Raw genomic sequence first — 16,651 nt, 5'->3', positions numbered from 1 at the left:
CGAGCTGCAGAGCTACACGACGGTCACGTCGATGAAGTGGACCGAAAAGGCGCCGCCGTTCGACACCGACACCGAGGACCCGGGCCCGATCTCCGCTCCCGTCGAGGAGCCGGGTGCCGAGCCGGCCCGCTGAGGCTTCGATGCCGTCGGCGGCCGTCAGCTCCTCGGAGGCTGAACCCACGGCCCCAGGGATTGAGCCGCTGGTCAGGCGTCCTCTGACAACCGTCTGAGAATCAGGAGAGAGGCAGAGTTCCCGCATCGTGGTGGGCTGGTGCGGGAACTCCGCCAGGGCGGGCGGCAGTCAGTTGAGGGTCTGGAAGTCGTTCCAGCCGGAGGTGCCTACGATGACTTCGCTGCCTGAGATGTTCGGATAGAAGTAGAGTTGGGCGTCGCCTCCGGTGGCCCAGAGGTCGGTCTTCGCGTCGCCGTTCGCATCGGGCACGGCCGTGAACAGCGGTCGGTTGGTGCGGGTCCAGCCGGACCCGATGGCGACGGCTGTGGGGCCGATGCCAAGTCCTTCACCGGAGTTCCCTGTGCCTTCGTAGAGGCGCAGCTCTCCGCTTGTCTTGTGGCGTGCGATCAGGTCGACATGGCCGTTTCCAGTGCGGTCCCCTGGCGCGGCCAGGTCGTAGTCGGACCACGATCCCTCGCCGATCAGTACAGGTGCCAACAGTGACGACCAGCCCTTCCGGACCAGCGGACAGAACGGGGCCTTGGTCGGCAACACCCTCTACGACGTGTTCAACCGCGAGATTGAGGGCCCATATGGTGTCCTGCGTCCGCTTCACCGGCCGCTCCTCTTCCCCGACCGGCGTGACCTTGAGGGTGTTTTCCAGGATCCACTGCTGTACAGGCAGGAGCTGCTTCCACCCGAACCGTTGCGCGGTGACCCAGCGTCCGAGGTCCTCGCCCTGCACGACGATGTCGCCCGCAGCCTCCGGAAGCGTGCCGCCGGCCTGGACGTGGTTCTGGACCAGCCGGTAGCACCGCTGCCACCCGGTGTCCCATACCGGGCACCACCCCGGATAGATCGCGTCCAGCTCGTCCCGCCGCGCCTCGGTCATCGCCCCGGCCGCCGAAGGGACGGGGAGGCCGGCCGCACGCAGTTCCTTTCTCCCCCTACGAGCCGCAGCTGTGGCGGATGACCGGCCGGATACCGCAATGGTCAGGCCGACGCTGCCGGCCGCTACCGGCATGGTCCTGCCGCCGAGCACGGCCGCCCAGGCACCGACCGTGCCCTTCCTCGACGCGACGTCCTGATCCGACCACACCATCCCGAGCTGGACGCCGTCACTCCAGAGCCTCAGCTCCCGGCGGGTGATTGGCGAGGGCGTTTCGGGCAGGCCCGAATGAACAGGACACGCACTTCACGGGAATGCGAGTGCCGCCCCGCGGGGAGCCACCCGGCACCCCAAGGAGATCGACCACCTGACCGAGGAGGCCCGGGCGCTGATCGGCTGTTCCTCGCTGGTGTCCCTGGTCGGACGGCCCGTGTCCGCCCAGCGGTGGGGCTACCGCTTGATCAGCCGTACGGCCAGCCCTTGAGCCGTGTACACGGGGACCGCCCGGTATATGTCCGAGGCCACGGTGACGCGCCCGAACTGCCCGCGCAGCGAGCGCGCCCCGATCACCCCGACCGTGGTCCCCGCCTCCGGAGGCCGTTCCTCGTCTAGCCGGAGCGTCAGCACGCTGTCGCGGTCGAGCACCACACGCTGCTTGACCGTCAGCGCCGCCTTGTGCCCTGCCCGCAGCGTCACGTCCAGGGTCGCTCCGGCCGCCTGCATGTAGGAACCGCCCACCCGGACGGCTCCGCTCGCCCGCAGCATTCCGCCCGTCACCCGTACGTCACCGAGGCCCAGCGCGCCCGACGAGGCGGCGACCAGGGTGCCATCCTCGACCACGGTGCCGCCCGTGTACCGGTTCTCCCCGGTCAGGGCAAGGGTTCCAGTGCCGCGCTTGGTCAGACCGCCGGAGCCGCCGATGTCGTTGCGCCAGGCGTCGTGCGCGCTGAAACCACCGTCGGCCGCGTTCAGTGTGATGTGCACGTCCGTATCGAAGGAGCCGTAACCGTCCGCCGCGGTGAACAGGTCGATCCGCCCCCACTGCTCGAACCCGTCGAGCAGGACGTAACCGGAGGGCAGCGCGGTCGTCCGCAGCACCTCGCGCCGCTGCTCCGCGTCGAGGTAGGGCAGCCGCGTCTCCAGCAGCACCTCCGCGCCCTTGGGCACGGTCAGGTCCGTGCTGCGCCCGTGCCGGGGCAGCACGTACGTCAACCTGGGCCGGACCGCACGGGCATTCGCGGCCCGGTCGGAGTACGGGTCGGTGTCGGTACCCGCCGAATGCGCGTAGGCGTAGAGCGTGTCGGCCGTCGTACCGGTCTGCGCCTGGAAGTACTTAAGGGCCTGGGCGCGTGCCGCAGCCTTGAGACCGGCGTTGGCCGGGTCGGCGAGCGTGGCGGCCGCCAGGGCGGTGGCCATGACGCGGCCGCTGATCACGTCGACGGTGGAGTGCATGCCCGCCACGATCCGCGTGTCGCTGAGCTCCAGGGCCCGCGTCACCATCTCCTGGAAGCGCTCGGGCACGGCGTACGCGTAGGCGAGGGAGGCCAGGTGGAAGGCGTTGGTGTGGCCGCTCGGGTAGCCACCGTCGTCGGCCGGGGACGTGCCGCGCTGCCGCAGCAGTTGCGGGGCGACGATCACGTCGGACTTGTAGACAGGGTAGCCGAGCGCGTCAGTCTTCCCGGTGTCGACGACCTCGCTGTCCTTGTTCATGCGCCACGGACGCGGGTACTGGTAGGCGTACTTGGCGGGATTGCTCGAAGCGTACGGGCCGCGCACGGTGTCGACCAGCTCGGCCACCTTGCCGAGCGCGGAGTCGTGCGAGCCGGCGCCGAGAGCCGAGCCGGCCGGGGCGTCGGCCGGTACGGCGTCGCTGATCGTGGTCGGGGGTGTGCCGTCCGGCGCGCTGGTGATCGACGTGACCGCCTGGGCGCCCGCCTTGTACAGGTCGGCCAGCGGGCCGAGACCCTCGATAACCGAGTAACTCTGGTGCTGCCGGTCGTAGATGAACACCTGCTTCGCCACGGCGTCGGTGCGGGCTTGGGTGACGCGGGCGCAGTAGACCATGTTGGCCCGGAGTACCTTGGGCATGAGCGGCGTGCCCGTGTTCCAGGTGCCGCCCGTCTTCCACACCTCACTCATGCCGTTGAGGACGTGGACGACCGCGTTGGTCTCGGGCGTCTGGTTCGCGAGGACGTTCGTCCGGTAGTTGTCGACGAACGCGGCGGGACTCGTCGCGGCCTGCACGTCAGCCGCGGCCAGCCAGGTCGCGAAGGTCGGGGCGGCCAGCAGACCCGCCGACGCGCCGAGGGAGGTGCGGAGGAACGACCGCCTGTTCACGGTGAGACCGGTGGCGCGGGCCGACGCGGTGGGGTGCTGGCTGGCAGGTGACGGCATGCGATTGCCTTTCTGGGGTTTTCCGGCCCTGCGGCCGGGGAAAGCTCGTGCGTGAGACCGCTCCCTGTGGCACATGAGGCATGTCTGCTTCCTGTGGCTCGCGATGAGGAGAAGTCGTACCTGCGAAGATCTACGGCCGTGTAATGACCCGTTGGGGCACGCCCAGCGGCCGTGAGATGTTGTACGGGTGAACGGGCCACCGCGCCCTCAACGGGCGGTACCCACAGACGAGTGGCACGCGCCCTGGGCACCGCTTCGGCGAGTGCCGCCGTGAACGTGGCGTAGAAAACGGGCTCGGCGAGCACGGTGTTGCCCGTGATTAACACGTTGTCGACGGCGATCCCGCGTGCGGCGAGCCGGCCTCGACGGCCGAGAAGACGACCGGCGCGTGCCGCCCCCTGAGCCCCCTAATCCGATCTGTAGGCTTTTGGCCGGCCGCCCGAGCACGACCTGCGCGACATCATGGACGCGATCTTGTACGTGGACCGCACCGGGGTCCATTGGCGGTACCTCCCGCACGACTTCCCGCACTGGAACACCGTCTACGGCTACTTCTCCAAATGGGCCGACGAGGGCGTGTTCGCCCAGCTCTACGGCCTGCTCCGGCAGCTTCTACGAGAGAAGGAAGGCCGGGACACCGAGCCAACGGCCTGCGTGATCGACGCCCAGAGCGTCAAGACCTCCACCAGCGTTCCCGCCACCGGCCAGGGCATCGACGCCGGCAAGAAGATCGTCGGCAGGAAGCGAAGCATCGTCACCGACACGCTCGGCCTTCTCCTCGCCGTGCTGGTGACCGCGGCCAGCGTGCAGGACTCTGTTGCCGGCACCGCGCTGCTCGACCAGGTCGCCGCCGAACATCCGCGCATCCGCAAGGTGTGGGTCGACGGCGGTTACCGCCAGCACCTCGTCGAGCATGCCGCCACCCTCGGCATCGACATGGAGATCACCGCCCGCAAGCCTGGGAGCAGGGGCTTCACTCCGATCCCGAAGCGGTGGGCGGTCGAGCGAACCTACGGCTGGCTCATGCTCCACCGCCGCCTGGCCCGCGACTACGAAACCCTGCCCGCCCGCTCCGAAGCCGTGATCCACATTGCCATGACCGACCTCATGGCCCGCCGCCTCACCAATGAGAACACCATCTCCTGGCACGACCCGAAGAAGGCCACAGAACATCCCATCTCGGGATGAAACATCGGACGAAAACGACCTCTAACACCCGTGGACTGCAGAAGTCCCCAGAGCTCGCAAAGGGCTCCGGGGCAGCAGGACGAAGCGGGAAGACCCTTCGGGTCACCCTGGGAGGGCAACCTCCCAGCCGTCCTCACATATCCATAGCGCGTACATATGCGAGCAATGCCGTGATCCCTGGAAGTGGTTGAAAGACTGCCACCGGGCCGGTAACTACGCAGGTCGACGAGGGTGCATCCCGTACGCGCGGGGACGGTCCGGCCGTACAGCACAGGGGCTGGGGCGGCCTCCAGTGCATCCCGTACGCGCGGGGACGGTCCCCCAAGAAGGCTTTGCGCAACCAACCTCCTCAAGGAACGGACCGTGCACCCCGTACGCGGGAGCCACGTGCCGAGCTTGACCACCACGGGCCCGTCAGTGCCGTCCTGACGGCCTGACAGTGCGCCCTCCGTCTCCCTCATGGGAGACGGTGATCCCGCGTGCCAGGAGCAGCTCCTCGACTTCGCGGAAGGAGAGCGGGAAGCGGTGGTACAGCCATACTGCATGGGAGATGATCTCCGCCGGAAACCGGAACCCCTTGTACGACGGCCCTTCCCCGGCGCCCTCCACCACCAGCTCCTCCCGAACGATCAACAAACCCGACTACCGTTCCAGCCCGGAGACCACTCACTCAACTTGACAGTGCCCCCCCCGCAGGACATCCAGCACCGATCCGAAACCTCCAGAGTGGGCGTCGCAGGATGCGGCGAACTGCCGGACGGCCGACGGAACGCAAGCGCGCCTCCTCTTCACTATGAGTGATGTCTGATTACGTTGTGCATTCCGACTTGCGGCGAGCCCTGGGAGCACGTGTGACACAGATCCGGATTGCCACGTTCAACCTGGAGAACTTCGACGAGCCCGCCCCGAACGTGCCGCACCCGTCGCTGGATGAACGCATCGCGCTGATGAAGCCGCAGATCACCCGGCTGCGCGCGGATATCGCCTGCTTCCAGGAAGTCCACGGCCAGGAACGCCCCGGACAGCCGCGTGACCTGCTCGCACTCAAGGAGCTCCTCGCCGACACCAACCTCGCTGGCGCGTCCCTGACCAGCACCAAGCCCGCTAACGACGCGGTCTTCGACATGCGCAACCTGGTCATCGCCACCCACCTGCCGGTCATCAAGCACCAGCAGTTGAAGAACGACCTGGTCAACGAGCCCCGCTACCAGCGGCTCACCGCCAACCCCCCGGACGCGGCGCCGGTCGCGATCGGTATCGAACGGCCCGTCCTGCACGCGCAGATCGACATCGACCACGCAGCCCCCGGCCGGCTCCTGCACGTCATCAACGTGCATCTGAAATCCAAGATCCCCAGCGACATCCCCGGCCAACTGATCGGCCCCCGGAAGGACATCTGGAGCAGCGCCGACAGCTGGGCCGAAGGCAGCTTCCTGTCGTCCATGAAGCGAATGAGCCAGGCCCTGGAGGTCAGGCGCCTCATCGACCAGATCCTCGACGACGACCCGGACGCGCGCATCATCGTCGCCGGTGACTTCAACGCCGAGCCTGAAGAAGTCCCGGTCCTGGCGATCTGCGGCAACGTTGAGGACACCAACAACGGCGAACTTGCCACCCGGGTCCTGGTCCCCATCGAGCGCACCATCTCCAGCGAGGCCCGCTACACCCTCTTCCACCACGGCCGCGGCCAGATGATCGACCACATGCTCGTCACCCGCAACCTCCTCGCCCACTACCGCGGCTCAGAGATCCACAACGAGATCCTCCACGACGACTCCATCGCCTTCGCCACCGACATCAAATACCCCGAGTCCGACCACGCCCCCGTCGTCGCCACCTTCGACTTCGACTGACCCTCAAGCGCCCTGCCGTGCCACGAGGTCGTCCGGCCGACGCCATTGAGATTCGTCGGCCGGACGCGGTCGGTGACACCCGCTACCAGACCAGCGCCCGGCCCCATCGTCGGCGTCCCCGGCGCCCGGACCAGCGCCGTGCCGGAGGAACGGGCTGTCGACAGGCCGCAGACCTGGACCATCCGACTCCGACGTACGCCTCCGGGATCCCATGGAAGCTCTGTTCAACGTTATCCCCCTCCTCCTGATCACCTTTGCGGTATACGCAGCCATCGTCCTGCTCCGCCGGTCCCGTCAGGTCAGCGACGCCTGGTCCAGGGGAATCACCACCCAGGCACGGTGTGTCAGGTCGTACACGACAACCAGCGGCGGCGGGGACAGCACGGTGCGCACAACGCTGCACCACGTCTACGAGTTCACGACCCGCGACGGGCGCGTCGTCCGGTTCGACGAGGAGGGTGGACCGTCGACCACGGTCGAGGGCGACATCGTCACCGTGCACTACCTGCCGGAGCGCCCTGAGCGCGCCACCGCCAAGGCCCCGGCCCACGGGAAGCTCGCCGCGAGCACGTGCGGCGCGATGCTCTTCCTCGCCGTGTTCATCGGCTTCGCCGTCTTTATCATGATCGCCTGGAACTCGGACGGCTCGATGCCCTGACACCCGCTCTGTCGATGACGAGGAGCAGCGTTTCTCTGGCAGTTCGGTCCCGCGTCGAGTATCGATGGATTCGGGCAGCAGCTCGGTGCCGACCGGTAAGACGCCGATCCCGGCGGCGGGCTGTCGTGCCTGGAACGTCGAGCATCGAGCCGGCGAACGTGAGGACCAGCAACAGCCAGAACGACAGATGGCCCAGCATGTACAGGACCGGGACCGCGGCCACCGTCACGCCGCTGGCCAGGTCGGCCAGGACACTGCTGCGGATGAACCCCATGCGGTCCACCAGGGGACCGCCGAAGAGCCCGGCCAGCACCACGGGAACGAAGTAGGCGACCCCGCTCAGCCCGGCCCGTGCGGGATCACCGGTGGTCTCCAGCACAAACCAGGGAATCGCGATCAGGGCGATCCGGTTTCCCGCGGCCGACACCGCCTCGGCTGCCAGGACAGCGCCAAGCGCTCGCCGTGCCGCACGCGTTGACGTGCCTGAAGAAGTCACCTGGTTGCTGGCTCCCGGCCCATGATGGCGGCCTGGTCAGTTGGAACGTACCAGTCCATGGGGTCGGGCTGCCTACCGAAGTGCCCGCAGATACGCCGCTCCCCGGTCATCCTGGCGACGGTGTGCTCGGCCACCCGACCGCGGCCGTCCGGCCTGATCCATAGTTGACCGAACCGCAGGATCACCGACTTGCGCACGCTGCCGCTTTTGTTGGGCGCCACGCCGTGCCACGGGCTCCAAGGGAAGTGCCAGGCGTGGTCATCGCGGATCGGTGACAGCCGCGTCGGGGTGGGCAAGTCGGGCACCAGCAAGTCCTCTCGTCGTACGGCATGCAGACGACAATCACGCTAGCCAGGAGCGCGGACACCCATGCCTGAACGCGGGACTTCGGCCAGAACCCTGCCTCGCTCGACGAAGACGACACCGCCACGATGGTGAGCCCGAAACAGCACGAGGACCTCGGCGATCACACCGCCGGGGTCCTGCGATCCCTTTCGGCCGTATCTCGGCTGACCCTCTACGGACGTTCCTCGTCAATTCACAGCGAACAGCTCACGCAACGCAAGCAGCGACGGCAATGACGTCGATTCTCGTCAACATTTCTGGCTGGGTAGATCATCAACTGCCTCCGGAACCCGTGCACAAGTGCTGTCGCTCGACGTGAACGAAGCCACCGTGACGATGAATCGTTTGCGGCCCTTCACCTTCTTGCCCGCGTCGAAGCCCCGGGTTCCGGCGGGGACCGTATCGGCCGTGCGCACGGACTGCGAGTCGATCAGCCCGGCGCTCGGCTCCGCTTTACGGCCGTCAGCCTCACGAACCCGGTCGCGCAACGTGTCGTGGACCTGCTCGACGGTGCCGTCGTCGTGCCACCAAGTGAAGTACCAGTACACAGTCGGCCAGGGCGGAAAGTCCTTCGGCAGCTGGCGCCAGGCACACCCGGTCCATACCACATAGAAGATCGCGTCCACGATCCGCCGACGTGGGTGCTTCTCCCGCCACCCGCCCTTCGGCCCGACCCTCGCCGCCGGCAGTAACGGCTCGACCAGAGCCCACTGCTCATCCGTCAGATCCGACGGATACCCGCCCCCAGAGCCACTCACGCAAGGCTCAACGCCCCCTCTCGCCCCGGGATACGGCAGATCTCAAACGCGGTCTCAGCTCCTGGCGGGCGATTGGTGAGGGCGTTTCGGGCAGGCCCGAATGAACAGGACTCGCCCTTCGTAGGAATGCGAGTGTTGGTCTGCGGGGAGCCACCCGGCACCCCGAGGAAGATACGCCGCCCCATCATTCTGGTCCGAGCGGCACACAACGGGGAGACCACCACATGCGAGCACGAAGGCTCATCGCCGTGTCAGTAACCGCCCTCGCCCTCGCGGGCGGTGTGACCGGCACCGCCCACGCCGCCACACCCACCACAGCCACAGCCGCCGCACCCGGCCACGGCACCTTCATACCTGCCGAAGACGACAACGGCGCGCCCGGCAGTGGGTCCTGACGCTGGGCGATAGCGACAGTGAGGACTACAGCCCAAGATGCTCGACGCAATCGTAGGAGAAGAGATGATGAAACGTTTGATGCTGGCCATCATTGGGGCTATCGCCCTGCTTCTTGCCGTCCCCGCGGTCCCCGCATTGGCGGCAGACGTTCAGTGCACCACAAACGGAACTAACGAGGGCTACAACGCGCGATGCGATCGGCGCATCTACGACCACGACGCCGGCGGCGTGAGCGGATCGGCGACCGTCTACTCCCTCAGCAACTCCAAGAAGTTCGTCTCGATTCGTTTCGAGGCGAACGGCGAACACGTCTACGTGACCAATGCAACGGGCAAGGGGACGAGCTACTGGGTGAGCGTCAACGGCGACGTCTGGGAGCAGGGGACTGTCCAAGGGGCGGCGAGTGGTAAAACGAAGAACCTCAACATTCCTGAGAACCAAGTCGTCCAGATCGGGGTGTGCATCGGCATCCACGGCTGCGCGATCCTAAGTACTTTGATCAGCTAGCTTGGGCATTGACCACGCGTCCGATGTCTTCGCCCTGGACGACGACATCGCCCGTAGCTGTCGGGAGGGCGCTGCCGGCCTGGACGTGGTTCTGGACGAGGCGGTGGCACCGCTGCCATCCGGTGTCCCAGGCCGGGCACCATCCCGGACCGATTGCGTCCAGCTCGTCCTGCCGCGCTTCGGTCATCGCGCTGGCCTGCTGAGGCACGGGACGGCCGGCCGCAGGCAGCTCCTCGTTCTCCCGAGCCCTACGGGCCGCGGGGCACCGGTGCCAGCGCGGTCCCGCGGCCCTTGGTCGAACGACGTCCTCACCGACCTCGGAACCGCCCTGCGCGACCTCAAGATTCCGTGGCCGACCACAGCCCCGACCACCGCAGGCCAGGGCTAACACGGTGCTCCTGGACCACGGTCCCGGCCGCCGCGCCAGCACCCTGTTGCACGGGAGCCCGGCGGCCGGGGTCGAGCGGTGATGCGCTGCCCGTACGATGACCGGCGTGACCGTCCGCCGTGCCCTTGGCTCCGGCCCCCAGGCTCCCGCGCCCAGCATCCGCGCCGCCCAGGCCGACCTCCTCGATGCTCTCCCTGGAGAGCGCCTGTCCGACCTTGATGAACTGCGAGCCCGAGGCGTACTCGGCACACGCCCGGCTGCGCCCCTGTCCCCGCGGCGGACCCTCGGAACCGGCGGCCATGCCGACGAGGAACTACCCCACCATCCGGCCTGACAATGACCAGAGCCGCGTTTGCCTTTCAGGGAATCGGCTGAGATCTGCTTTCGGCCCAGAGTTCTCCTGCACTTTCTCCCGCGCTTTCTCTTGCATCATTCCTTTCACTATCTGTTGCCCCCTCTCTCCGGGGCGTCGGGCGTCTGCGCAGGTCACCATGCCTGTAGAGGCGTGGTCGGGGTGCTGACATCCCCTCTGCGCACCCCCTGCCGCCCGACTACCGAAATGGAGAGGGTGGGGGCGGGGCGGGCGGAGCGCCTCGGGGATCGGCGGCCGGCAAGTCCCTCTCGCGCGTCGGCGGGGCCGCGCGCGCGGGCCGGCCCTGGTGCCCGGCCGTTTCTGGGGCGGGGGCCGGAGCGTTGAAGGTGTACAGCGGCTCAGGTCGCGCATGACATGCTGGCCGCGCTGAAACTGATGGGCCTGCTGGAGCGGCTTCCGACCGGCGCGGCCTGACCCTGCTGTTCAACCTCATCGCGGCCCGTGTGCCCAGCTAGTGCGGTGACCGCGTACGTTCGCCGGGTGTGGGCTTTGGAAGCTGGCCTCCCGGCCACGGGATTCGATCTTCGCGGTAGCGTCCTGAGCATGAATGCCGCTGAGGTCCTGTTCTCCGCCCGCAAGTACGACGGAAGCCTGCATTGGCACTGCACCATGCTCCGACTCGGCGAGGACGACCACGGCGTCTGGCTCGGCATGCCGGCCGGCACCGTCCACAGCAAGGGCGATGAGGGGCCTGTGTACGAATCGCAAGAGGCACGGGTCAAGCTCATCCCCCACGGCGCCTGGTGGACGGCGTTGTTCATGGACGCACCCCAGCGGTTGGACACATACTGCGACGTCACCACTCCGTCCCAGTGGCCGAACCCCGGCGAGGTCACCATGGTCGACCTGGACCTCGATGTTTGCCGCGTGCGTGAAGGGGGCGACATATTCGTCGACGACCAGGACGAATTCGCCGACCATCAGGTCCGCTACTCCTACCCGCCCGATGTCATCGCGCGGGCGGCCGCGTCAGCCGACTGGCTCCAGGCAGCGCTGCGCACGGATGCGGAACCCTTCCACAGTCACTTCCGTTCCTGGCTCGGCAAGATCAGCTGACACGTCGACCCAGATCGCGTCCGGTGTCAGGCCGTGGCGGCCAGTGGGCGTCCGCCCCAGCGGATGCCTTTCTCGCTGCGGATGCGGGCGCGTTCCCTGCGTTGGGCGGCGAGGACGTCGGGGTGGCGGGCGTGGGTGTTGCGCCAGCGCAGGTAGGCGTGCAGGGCTCGGGTCTGGACGGTGTGGCTCGGGTGGTGGGAGTTGGCCAGGGTGAACTGCCGCAGCGGTCCGAAGTGAGCCTCGATCGGGTCGGCCCAGGAGGCATTGGTTGGAGTGAAGCACAGCTCGACCTGGTACTTCTTCGCCCAGGCCCGGATCTTGGTGCCCTTGTGGGCGGACAGGTTGTCCACGATCACGTAGATGGTGTCGCCGTCGGGGCACGCGGCGCGGATCGACTTGAGTGCGGCCAGGGAGTTCGCGGCGCTCTTGCGGCGGCGGTTGACGCCCCACAGGGTGTCGTCGCCCACTGAATAGCAGCCGTGAAAGTAGGTCACCCCGTGGGTGCGGTGGTAGGTGGCCGGCAGGCGGTCGGGGCGACCGGACGGCGCCCAGCGCCCCGCAACGCGTGGCTGCGGGGCGCCGATCCACTTTCGCAACGGGTCCTAGTGGGGTTTAGTCGACCGTCTGCCCGTCGTACATACCGCCCCTGCAGGTCGGGAGCACGGGCGTCGACCGATCGATCGTTCCGCCGCCGTCCGTGCACTCACCCGGGGTGACGCTGGCCGGGGTGACGCTGACGGCGGTGGCGGTGGCGGCGCCTGTGAGGCCGAGTCCGGCGAGGGCTGCCGTGGCGAAGACTGCGGCGAGGATTCGTCGAATGCGCATTTGGTTCGCCTTTCACAGATTGCCTCGGTTGGGGCACTAGCCAGCTTGATCTTCACCCATGTGGGTGGCACGTCATGTTGGGCCATTCGGGTGACAGTGTTGTCGGGTGCGGGGTCGGTGACGCGACCCGTCAGAGCGGATGGAAGCCCGTGCCGGCGAATCCCAGGGGCCCTTCTCCCCGCGCAGGTGAGGAAGCCCCCTACCCGCGGCTGCAAAAGGCGACCCCCGCCCCGGCCCGCAGCCGGGCTGTACGTACGTGGAACTGGTCGGCGGTGCGCTGGACGGGCAGCTGCTCGATGTCACCGGCTGGACCACGGAGCAGCGGTCCGGCGGCGCGCTGCTGATCACAGAGGTGGGGATGTACGGGGCGGGCGGCCGGGCCGACTACGAGCAACGCCCCGACGATCCGGACCGGTGGGACTGGCACGGCGACGTCCCGTAGCGCGGCCCGTCGAGGGTTGCGCCGCTTACCCCCGGCTGCGCCATCATGCGGCCCGGGGCCAGGCTGCCTGCGTCCACTGGTCCGCGATCGGCCGCAGTTGCCGTACGTTCCGGCTGCGGCGCTGCCGCCACGTCACCGCGGACACCCCAGCCGCCTCTGCGCTCTGGCTCTGTGCCTATTGGCACCGCGCGGTGTGGCGGCGATCAGCCTGCCGACACTTCGGTGGCGAGCGACTCCATGAGCAGCTCCGCTACTGCCGCCAAGGCTTGAGGTGTCAGCTGCTCCGTCAACGCGGTCACGATGCCCTGCGGGGAGCTGTCGGAGATGACTACGGAGCCAGAAGAAGCGGGGTCTGCTGGCGTTGAGGTATTACTGACTTCGGCTCGTCAGGGTGACGTTGGGGTGTCGAGAGTCAGGCCGGTGCCGGCTATGAAGCCGTCGAGGGTGTCGGGCCGGTACTGAAGTCGTTTGAGCCGGTTGCGGACGAGGGCCTCGAGGCGATCGAGGGCGACCACGGCGAGGTTGGCCAGGCTGCGCTTGACGTGTGCCCAGACCCACTCGACGGGATTGAGGTCGGGCGAGTAGGCGGGCAGCAGGAACACCGTCAGCCATGCACGCTCGGCGATCAGCTCACGCATGGCGTGGGAGACGTGGGTGTTCAGGCGGTCCCAGACGAGCACGATCGGTGACTTGACGAGCTGGTGGACACCGTCGATCAGCGCGATGAAGTCGCGCTCTCCCATGCTGCGGCGCTTGCCTTTGCCCGAGGGGTGGGCGCGCAGGCGATGGCACAGCCGGGTCCGGGAGCCGGGCCGCATGGCGATCAGCCCGGCCACGGACAGCCGTCCCGAACGCCGTCCGCTCACCGTCACCTGCGGAGTCACTCCGCGCCGGCCCCAGGTGCGTCCTTTGGGCGGCCCGCGGGTGAAGCCTGCCTCGTCCTCGAAGCAGATGTAGCCCCCGCAGGCCGCCCGGGTTCTTTTACCTCGTCCCAGGTCGCCTCCTTCCAGACGGTGACGGCCTGCTCGTCGCGCTCGGCAACCCGTCGCGCGGGGACCTGTGGGCCGAAGCCGAGTCGGTGCATCAGCCTCGTCGCCCCGGAGACGCTGTAGGAGACGTGGAACTTCCTGCCGATCAGCGTGGCCACCCTCGCGGCGGTCCACACCTGGTCCTCCACCCAGCCATGCGCGGCCGGGCCCTGCTCGAGATACGCGGCCAGCTTGTCCAGACAGCGCGGGGACAGACGGCATCGGGATCCGCTCGGGCCACGGGAGGCCAGAGCCTGAGCACCGCCGTCCCGCCACCGTTGGTGCCACTGATAGGCCGACTTCGGGCTCACCCTCAGACGCCGTGCCACCTCCAGCGGCTTGATCTTCTGCTCGAACAACTCGGCCGCCTGCATCCGCACCGACTCCCGGCGCCGCCGTCCCACAGCGGTCACCCCGCCCCCATCCGCATACCTCACACACCACGAGATACAGCCACCACACCGGGCCCATCAGGGACTTCGCCAAAATTCACCCTGACGAGCCGAAGTCAGTAACGTCGCAGGTCACTCGGCCTACTGATCTGCGGTTCTTTCCGGGACAGCGGAGGCGGCCGTTCTTCATACTTCGAGATGTCGAGTCACGAAGTACAAGAGAACGGCCGCTGTGTATGAGTCTGTCTGTCGATGCGCCCGCAGGCGAGGCGTTGGACGTGTTGTCCCGCTTTCGGGTCGAGTTCTACGAATGTCTCTGCGCTCGCGCGGATGTCCTCTTCGAGCTCACCGACGCGGTGCTGTGCGCGGACGGGCCAGTGAAGACCCTGGTCGAGCTTTGCCTGGCGGTCGAGCACCGACGTGGGCACGGGGCCCTGTATGCCGCGTTGGACCGGGGCTGGCTTGAGCCGACGCGGTTGCGCCGCACGCTGGCCGGCCTGCCGCTGCCGAGGGCTGCCGACGGGCGGATCGTGCTGGCCGTGGATGTCGGCAACTGGCTCCGCCCGGACGCCCCGACCAGCGACGACCGGCTGTTCTGCCACGTCTACGGGCGCGGTGATCGCAAGACGGATCAGTTCGTGCCGGGCTGGCCGTACTCCTTCGTCGGCGCCCTGGAGACCGGCCGGACTTCCTGGGTCGCGTTGCTGGATGCCGTGCGCCTGGGGCCGGCGGAAGACGCAACCGCCGTCACCGCTGCCCAACTACGCAATGTCGTCGAGCGGTTGATCCGGGCCCAGCAGTGGCAGGCGGGTGATCCGGAGATCTGGATCGTTATGGACTTCGGCTACGACGTCACCTACCTTTACCACGCCCTGGCGGACCTGCCCGTCGTCCTGGTCGGACGCCTGCGCTCGGACCGTGTCATGCTCCGTGACCCCGGTCCCGTCCGCTGCGGGCCGAAGGGCGGACGGCCGCGTCGGCGCGGCGGCGTCCTGACCTTCGCCAAGCCCGAAAGCTGGCCCGAACCCGACGTTACTACGGTCACGGACATCACCCGTTATGGCAAGGCCGAGGCCAGAGCCTGGGACCGGATGCACCCCCGGCTCACCCACCGCGGCCCCTGGCTGGAGCACGCAGAAGAGGAACTGCCCGTCCTGCACGGCGCGTTGATCCGCCTGAAGGTCGAGCGCCTGCCGGGCGACCGTGACCCGAAACCGGTCTGGCTGTGGTGCTCGGCCACCGCCGCCACCCCGGCGGACGTGGAGCGCTGGTGGCAGTCGTTCCTCCGCAGATTCGACCTGGAGGACACCTTCAGGCTCATGAAACAGACGCTCGGCTGGGCCGCCCCGAAGGTCCGTCACGCGGACACCGCCGACCTGTGGACCTGGCTCATCATCGCCGCCCACACCCAGCTCCGCCTGGCCCGGCCACTCGCGGAGGACCTTCGCCGTCCCTGGGAACGACCGACCGAGCCCCGCCGGCTCACCCCCGCCCGGGTGCGGCGGGGGTTTCACAACGTCCGCGCGGCCGCGGCCCGACCCGCGGCCGCACCGAAACCGTCCCGGCCAGGGCCGGGACGGCCTGCAGGCTCGAAGAACAAAAACCGGGCCAGGCACCACGACGTCGGCAAGACGGTCAAACGCGCCGAATCGATCAAGGAACACCAAGCCCGCCGAGGATAAACGCCAAGGTCAGAAGCCGTTGCCGTACCGATCATGGAGTCTGTCGATCGAACGGGAGTCTCGATCGGGTGATCGCGGGCCCTGCCCGGCATGAGAGCAGGGCCTGGCGGTATACGGGGAAAATCCAGGGGAGCGGACGGCCGCGCGCTGCTACGGTCGGGCGCCATGAGCTGGCTTCCCGATGACTTCGTCCACCCCGTCCTGGTACCGCTGCCGGGCGGTGGCCATCACCTGCGGACGATCCGGGAGGCGGACACCCCGCTCGACTATCCGGCTGTGATGGGTTCGCGCGAGCGGCTGTGGAGCATCTTCGGCCCGGCCTGGGGCTGGCCCGCGGCCACCATGACCTACGAGGCCGACCAGGCCGACCTGTTGCGGCACGAGAAGGAGATCGCCGCACACCAGTCCTTCAACTACGCGCTGTTCGACGCGGCGGAGACAGCTCTGCTCGGCTGTGTCTACATCGACCCACCGGAGAGGGCCGGCGCGGACGGCGAGATCTCCTGGTGGGTGGTGGACGAGCTGGTGGGCAGCAAGGTCGAGCAGGTCCTCGACGCGCTGGTGCCGCAGTGGATCGCCGCCGACTGGCCGTTCGAGGAGCCGCGCTTCCTCGGCCGCGAGATCTCCTGGTCGGACTGGCTCGCCCTGCCGGAGCATCCCGACACGTAAGTGGTTGTTGCCCGTACCGATCTCGAAGGCTGTCGATCGAACGGGTGTCGGCGTACGGACTTTTCTCCCCAGTTGCGTACGGAGGAATGCCCCCAGCTCTGACCACGGGCAGCGGCAGCACGGCAGAGGATCTCGGTTGA

Annotated in this window: 17 protein-coding genes and 4 pseudogenes; 10 read left to right on the top strand and 11 right to left on the bottom strand. The window is 68.0% G+C overall.

Annotation, left to right across the window (positions count from 1 at the left end; all coding sequences use genetic code 11):
• Positions 1–301: 301 nt before the first annotated feature.
• Together ACFYY7_RS43285 and ACFYY7_RS43280 are read right to left on the bottom strand one after the other, a co-directional pair.
• Positions 302–724 carry a hypothetical protein gene (locus ACFYY7_RS43285; RefSeq protein ID WP_388671297.1) on the bottom strand — a complete coding sequence of 141 codons (423 nt, stop codon included), beginning with the start codon at positions 722–724 and terminating at the stop codon, positions 302–304.
• A gap of 787 nt (positions 725–1,511) precedes the next feature.
• Positions 1,512–3,455 (bottom strand): phosphatase PAP2 family protein, encoded by a 1,944-nt coding sequence (locus tag ACFYY7_RS43280; RefSeq protein ID WP_388671294.1) that lies wholly within the window; start codon positions 3,453–3,455, stop codon positions 1,512–1,514.
• Between the two features lie 426 nt (positions 3,456–3,881).
• On the opposite strand from ACFYY7_RS43280, the pseudogene ACFYY7_RS43275 reads away from it, so the two are divergent.
• A pseudogene (locus ACFYY7_RS43275) lies at positions 3,882–4,643 on the top strand (IS5 family transposase); the annotation flags it as partial.
• Between the two features lie 456 nt (positions 4,644–5,099).
• Here the strand turns inward: ACFYY7_RS43275 and ACFYY7_RS43270 are convergent.
• A pseudogene (locus ACFYY7_RS43270) lies at positions 5,100–5,252 on the bottom strand (IS6 family transposase); the annotation flags it as partial.
• 242 nt (positions 5,253–5,494) lie between these two features.
• On the opposite strand from ACFYY7_RS43270, the gene ACFYY7_RS43265 reads away from it, so the two are divergent.
• Both ACFYY7_RS43265 and ACFYY7_RS43260 read left to right on the top strand, forming a co-directional pair.
• Positions 5,495–6,496 (top strand): endonuclease/exonuclease/phosphatase family protein, encoded by a 1,002-nt coding sequence (locus ACFYY7_RS43265; protein ID WP_388671291.1) that lies wholly within the window; start codon positions 5,495–5,497, stop codon positions 6,494–6,496.
• A 211-nt stretch (positions 6,497–6,707) separates the two neighbouring features.
• Positions 6,708–7,154, top strand: a complete 447-nt coding sequence (locus ACFYY7_RS43260; RefSeq protein WP_388671288.1) for a DUF3592 domain-containing protein — start codon at positions 6,708–6,710, stop codon at positions 7,152–7,154.
• On the opposite strand, the gene ACFYY7_RS43255 is transcribed toward ACFYY7_RS43260, so the two are convergent.
• From ACFYY7_RS43255 to ACFYY7_RS43245, 3 genes and pseudogenes are all read right to left on the bottom strand, one after another.
• Complete coding sequence (locus ACFYY7_RS43255) at positions 7,117–7,581, bottom strand: hypothetical protein (protein ID WP_388671285.1); 465 nt, start codon at positions 7,579–7,581, stop codon at positions 7,117–7,119. The two genes, ACFYY7_RS43260 and ACFYY7_RS43255, sit on opposite strands and share 38 nt — an antisense overlap.
• A gap of 65 nt (positions 7,582–7,646) precedes the next feature.
• Positions 7,647–7,955 (bottom strand): hypothetical protein, encoded by a 309-nt coding sequence (locus ACFYY7_RS43250; protein ID WP_388671282.1) that lies wholly within the window; start codon positions 7,953–7,955, stop codon positions 7,647–7,649.
• Between the two features lie 369 nt (positions 7,956–8,324).
• Positions 8,325–8,735: pseudogene (locus tag ACFYY7_RS43245) on the bottom strand (IS5 family transposase); the annotation flags it as partial.
• A 242-nt stretch (positions 8,736–8,977) separates the two neighbouring features.
• Between ACFYY7_RS43245 and ACFYY7_RS43240 the strand changes: the two are divergent.
• Entirely contained in the window at positions 8,978–9,148 is a 171-nt protein-coding gene (locus ACFYY7_RS43240; RefSeq protein ID WP_388671279.1) for a hypothetical protein, read from the top strand.
• A 37-nt stretch (positions 9,149–9,185) separates the two neighbouring features.
• The gene (locus tag ACFYY7_RS43235) at positions 9,186–9,656 is read left to right on the top strand and encodes a hypothetical protein (protein ID WP_388671276.1); all 471 of its coding nucleotides are present in this window, start codon (positions 9,186–9,188) and stop codon (positions 9,654–9,656) included.
• Here ACFYY7_RS43235 and ACFYY7_RS43230 read toward each other — a convergent pair.
• Positions 9,649–9,843: a hypothetical protein gene (locus ACFYY7_RS43230; protein WP_388671273.1), complete on the bottom strand. Its 195-nt coding sequence runs from the start codon at positions 9,841–9,843 to the stop codon at positions 9,649–9,651. The genes ACFYY7_RS43235 and ACFYY7_RS43230 overlap by 8 nt on opposite strands.
• A gap of 307 nt (positions 9,844–10,150) precedes the next feature.
• On the opposite strand from ACFYY7_RS43230, the gene ACFYY7_RS43225 reads away from it, so the two are divergent.
• On the top strand, positions 10,151–10,378 hold the full coding sequence (locus tag ACFYY7_RS43225) for a hypothetical protein (RefSeq protein WP_388671270.1): 228 nt from the start codon (positions 10,151–10,153) through the stop codon (positions 10,376–10,378).
• A 582-nt stretch (positions 10,379–10,960) separates the two neighbouring features.
• The gene (locus tag ACFYY7_RS43220) at positions 10,961–11,473 is read left to right on the top strand and encodes a DUF402 domain-containing protein (RefSeq protein ID WP_388671267.1); all 513 of its coding nucleotides are present in this window, start codon (positions 10,961–10,963) and stop codon (positions 11,471–11,473) included.
• A gap of 26 nt (positions 11,474–11,499) precedes the next feature.
• Here the strand turns inward: ACFYY7_RS43220 and ACFYY7_RS43215 are convergent.
• Both ACFYY7_RS43215 and ACFYY7_RS43210 read right to left on the bottom strand, forming a co-directional pair.
• Positions 11,500–12,024: pseudogene (locus tag ACFYY7_RS43215) on the bottom strand (transposase); the annotation flags it as partial.
• Positions 12,025–12,085: 61 nt separating this feature from the next.
• On the bottom strand, positions 12,086–12,298 hold the full coding sequence (locus ACFYY7_RS43210; RefSeq protein WP_376428310.1) for a hypothetical protein: 213 nt from the start codon (positions 12,296–12,298) through the stop codon (positions 12,086–12,088).
• A 256-nt stretch (positions 12,299–12,554) separates the two neighbouring features.
• On the opposite strand from ACFYY7_RS43210, the gene ACFYY7_RS43205 reads away from it, so the two are divergent.
• Entirely contained in the window at positions 12,555–12,740 is a 186-nt protein-coding gene (locus ACFYY7_RS43205) for a hypothetical protein (RefSeq protein WP_388671263.1), read from the top strand.
• Between the two features lie 386 nt (positions 12,741–13,126).
• Here the strand turns inward: ACFYY7_RS43205 and ACFYY7_RS43200 are convergent, their stop codons facing one another.
• Positions 13,127–13,693, bottom strand: a complete 567-nt coding sequence (locus ACFYY7_RS43200) for a transposase (RefSeq protein WP_388671300.1) — start codon at positions 13,691–13,693, stop codon at positions 13,127–13,129.
• Positions 13,621–14,181: a winged helix-turn-helix domain-containing protein gene (locus ACFYY7_RS43195; RefSeq protein ID WP_388671260.1), complete on the bottom strand. Its 561-nt coding sequence runs from the start codon at positions 14,179–14,181 to the stop codon at positions 13,621–13,623. Before ACFYY7_RS43195 ends, ACFYY7_RS43200 begins: the two co-directional genes overlap by 73 nt.
• 215 nt (positions 14,182–14,396) lie before the next feature.
• Between ACFYY7_RS43195 and ACFYY7_RS43190 the strand changes: the two genes are divergently transcribed.
• Together ACFYY7_RS43190 and ACFYY7_RS43185 are read left to right on the top strand one after the other, a co-directional pair.
• Complete coding sequence (locus tag ACFYY7_RS43190) at positions 14,397–15,842, top strand: NF041680 family putative transposase (protein WP_388671257.1); 1,446 nt, start codon at positions 14,397–14,399, stop codon at positions 15,840–15,842.
• 165 nt (positions 15,843–16,007) lie between these two features.
• On the top strand, positions 16,008–16,511 hold the full coding sequence (locus tag ACFYY7_RS43185; RefSeq protein WP_388671254.1) for an N-acetyltransferase: 504 nt from the start codon (positions 16,008–16,010) through the stop codon (positions 16,509–16,511).
• Positions 16,512–16,651 lie beyond the last annotated feature (140 nt).

The sequence above is a fragment of the Streptomyces sp. NPDC001933 genome (genome assembly GCF_042890955.1).
In the GTDB taxonomy this organism is placed as follows: domain Bacteria; phylum Actinomycetota; class Actinomycetes; order Streptomycetales; family Streptomycetaceae; genus Streptomyces.
This window is presented reverse-complemented; position numbering and strand designations above follow the sequence as displayed.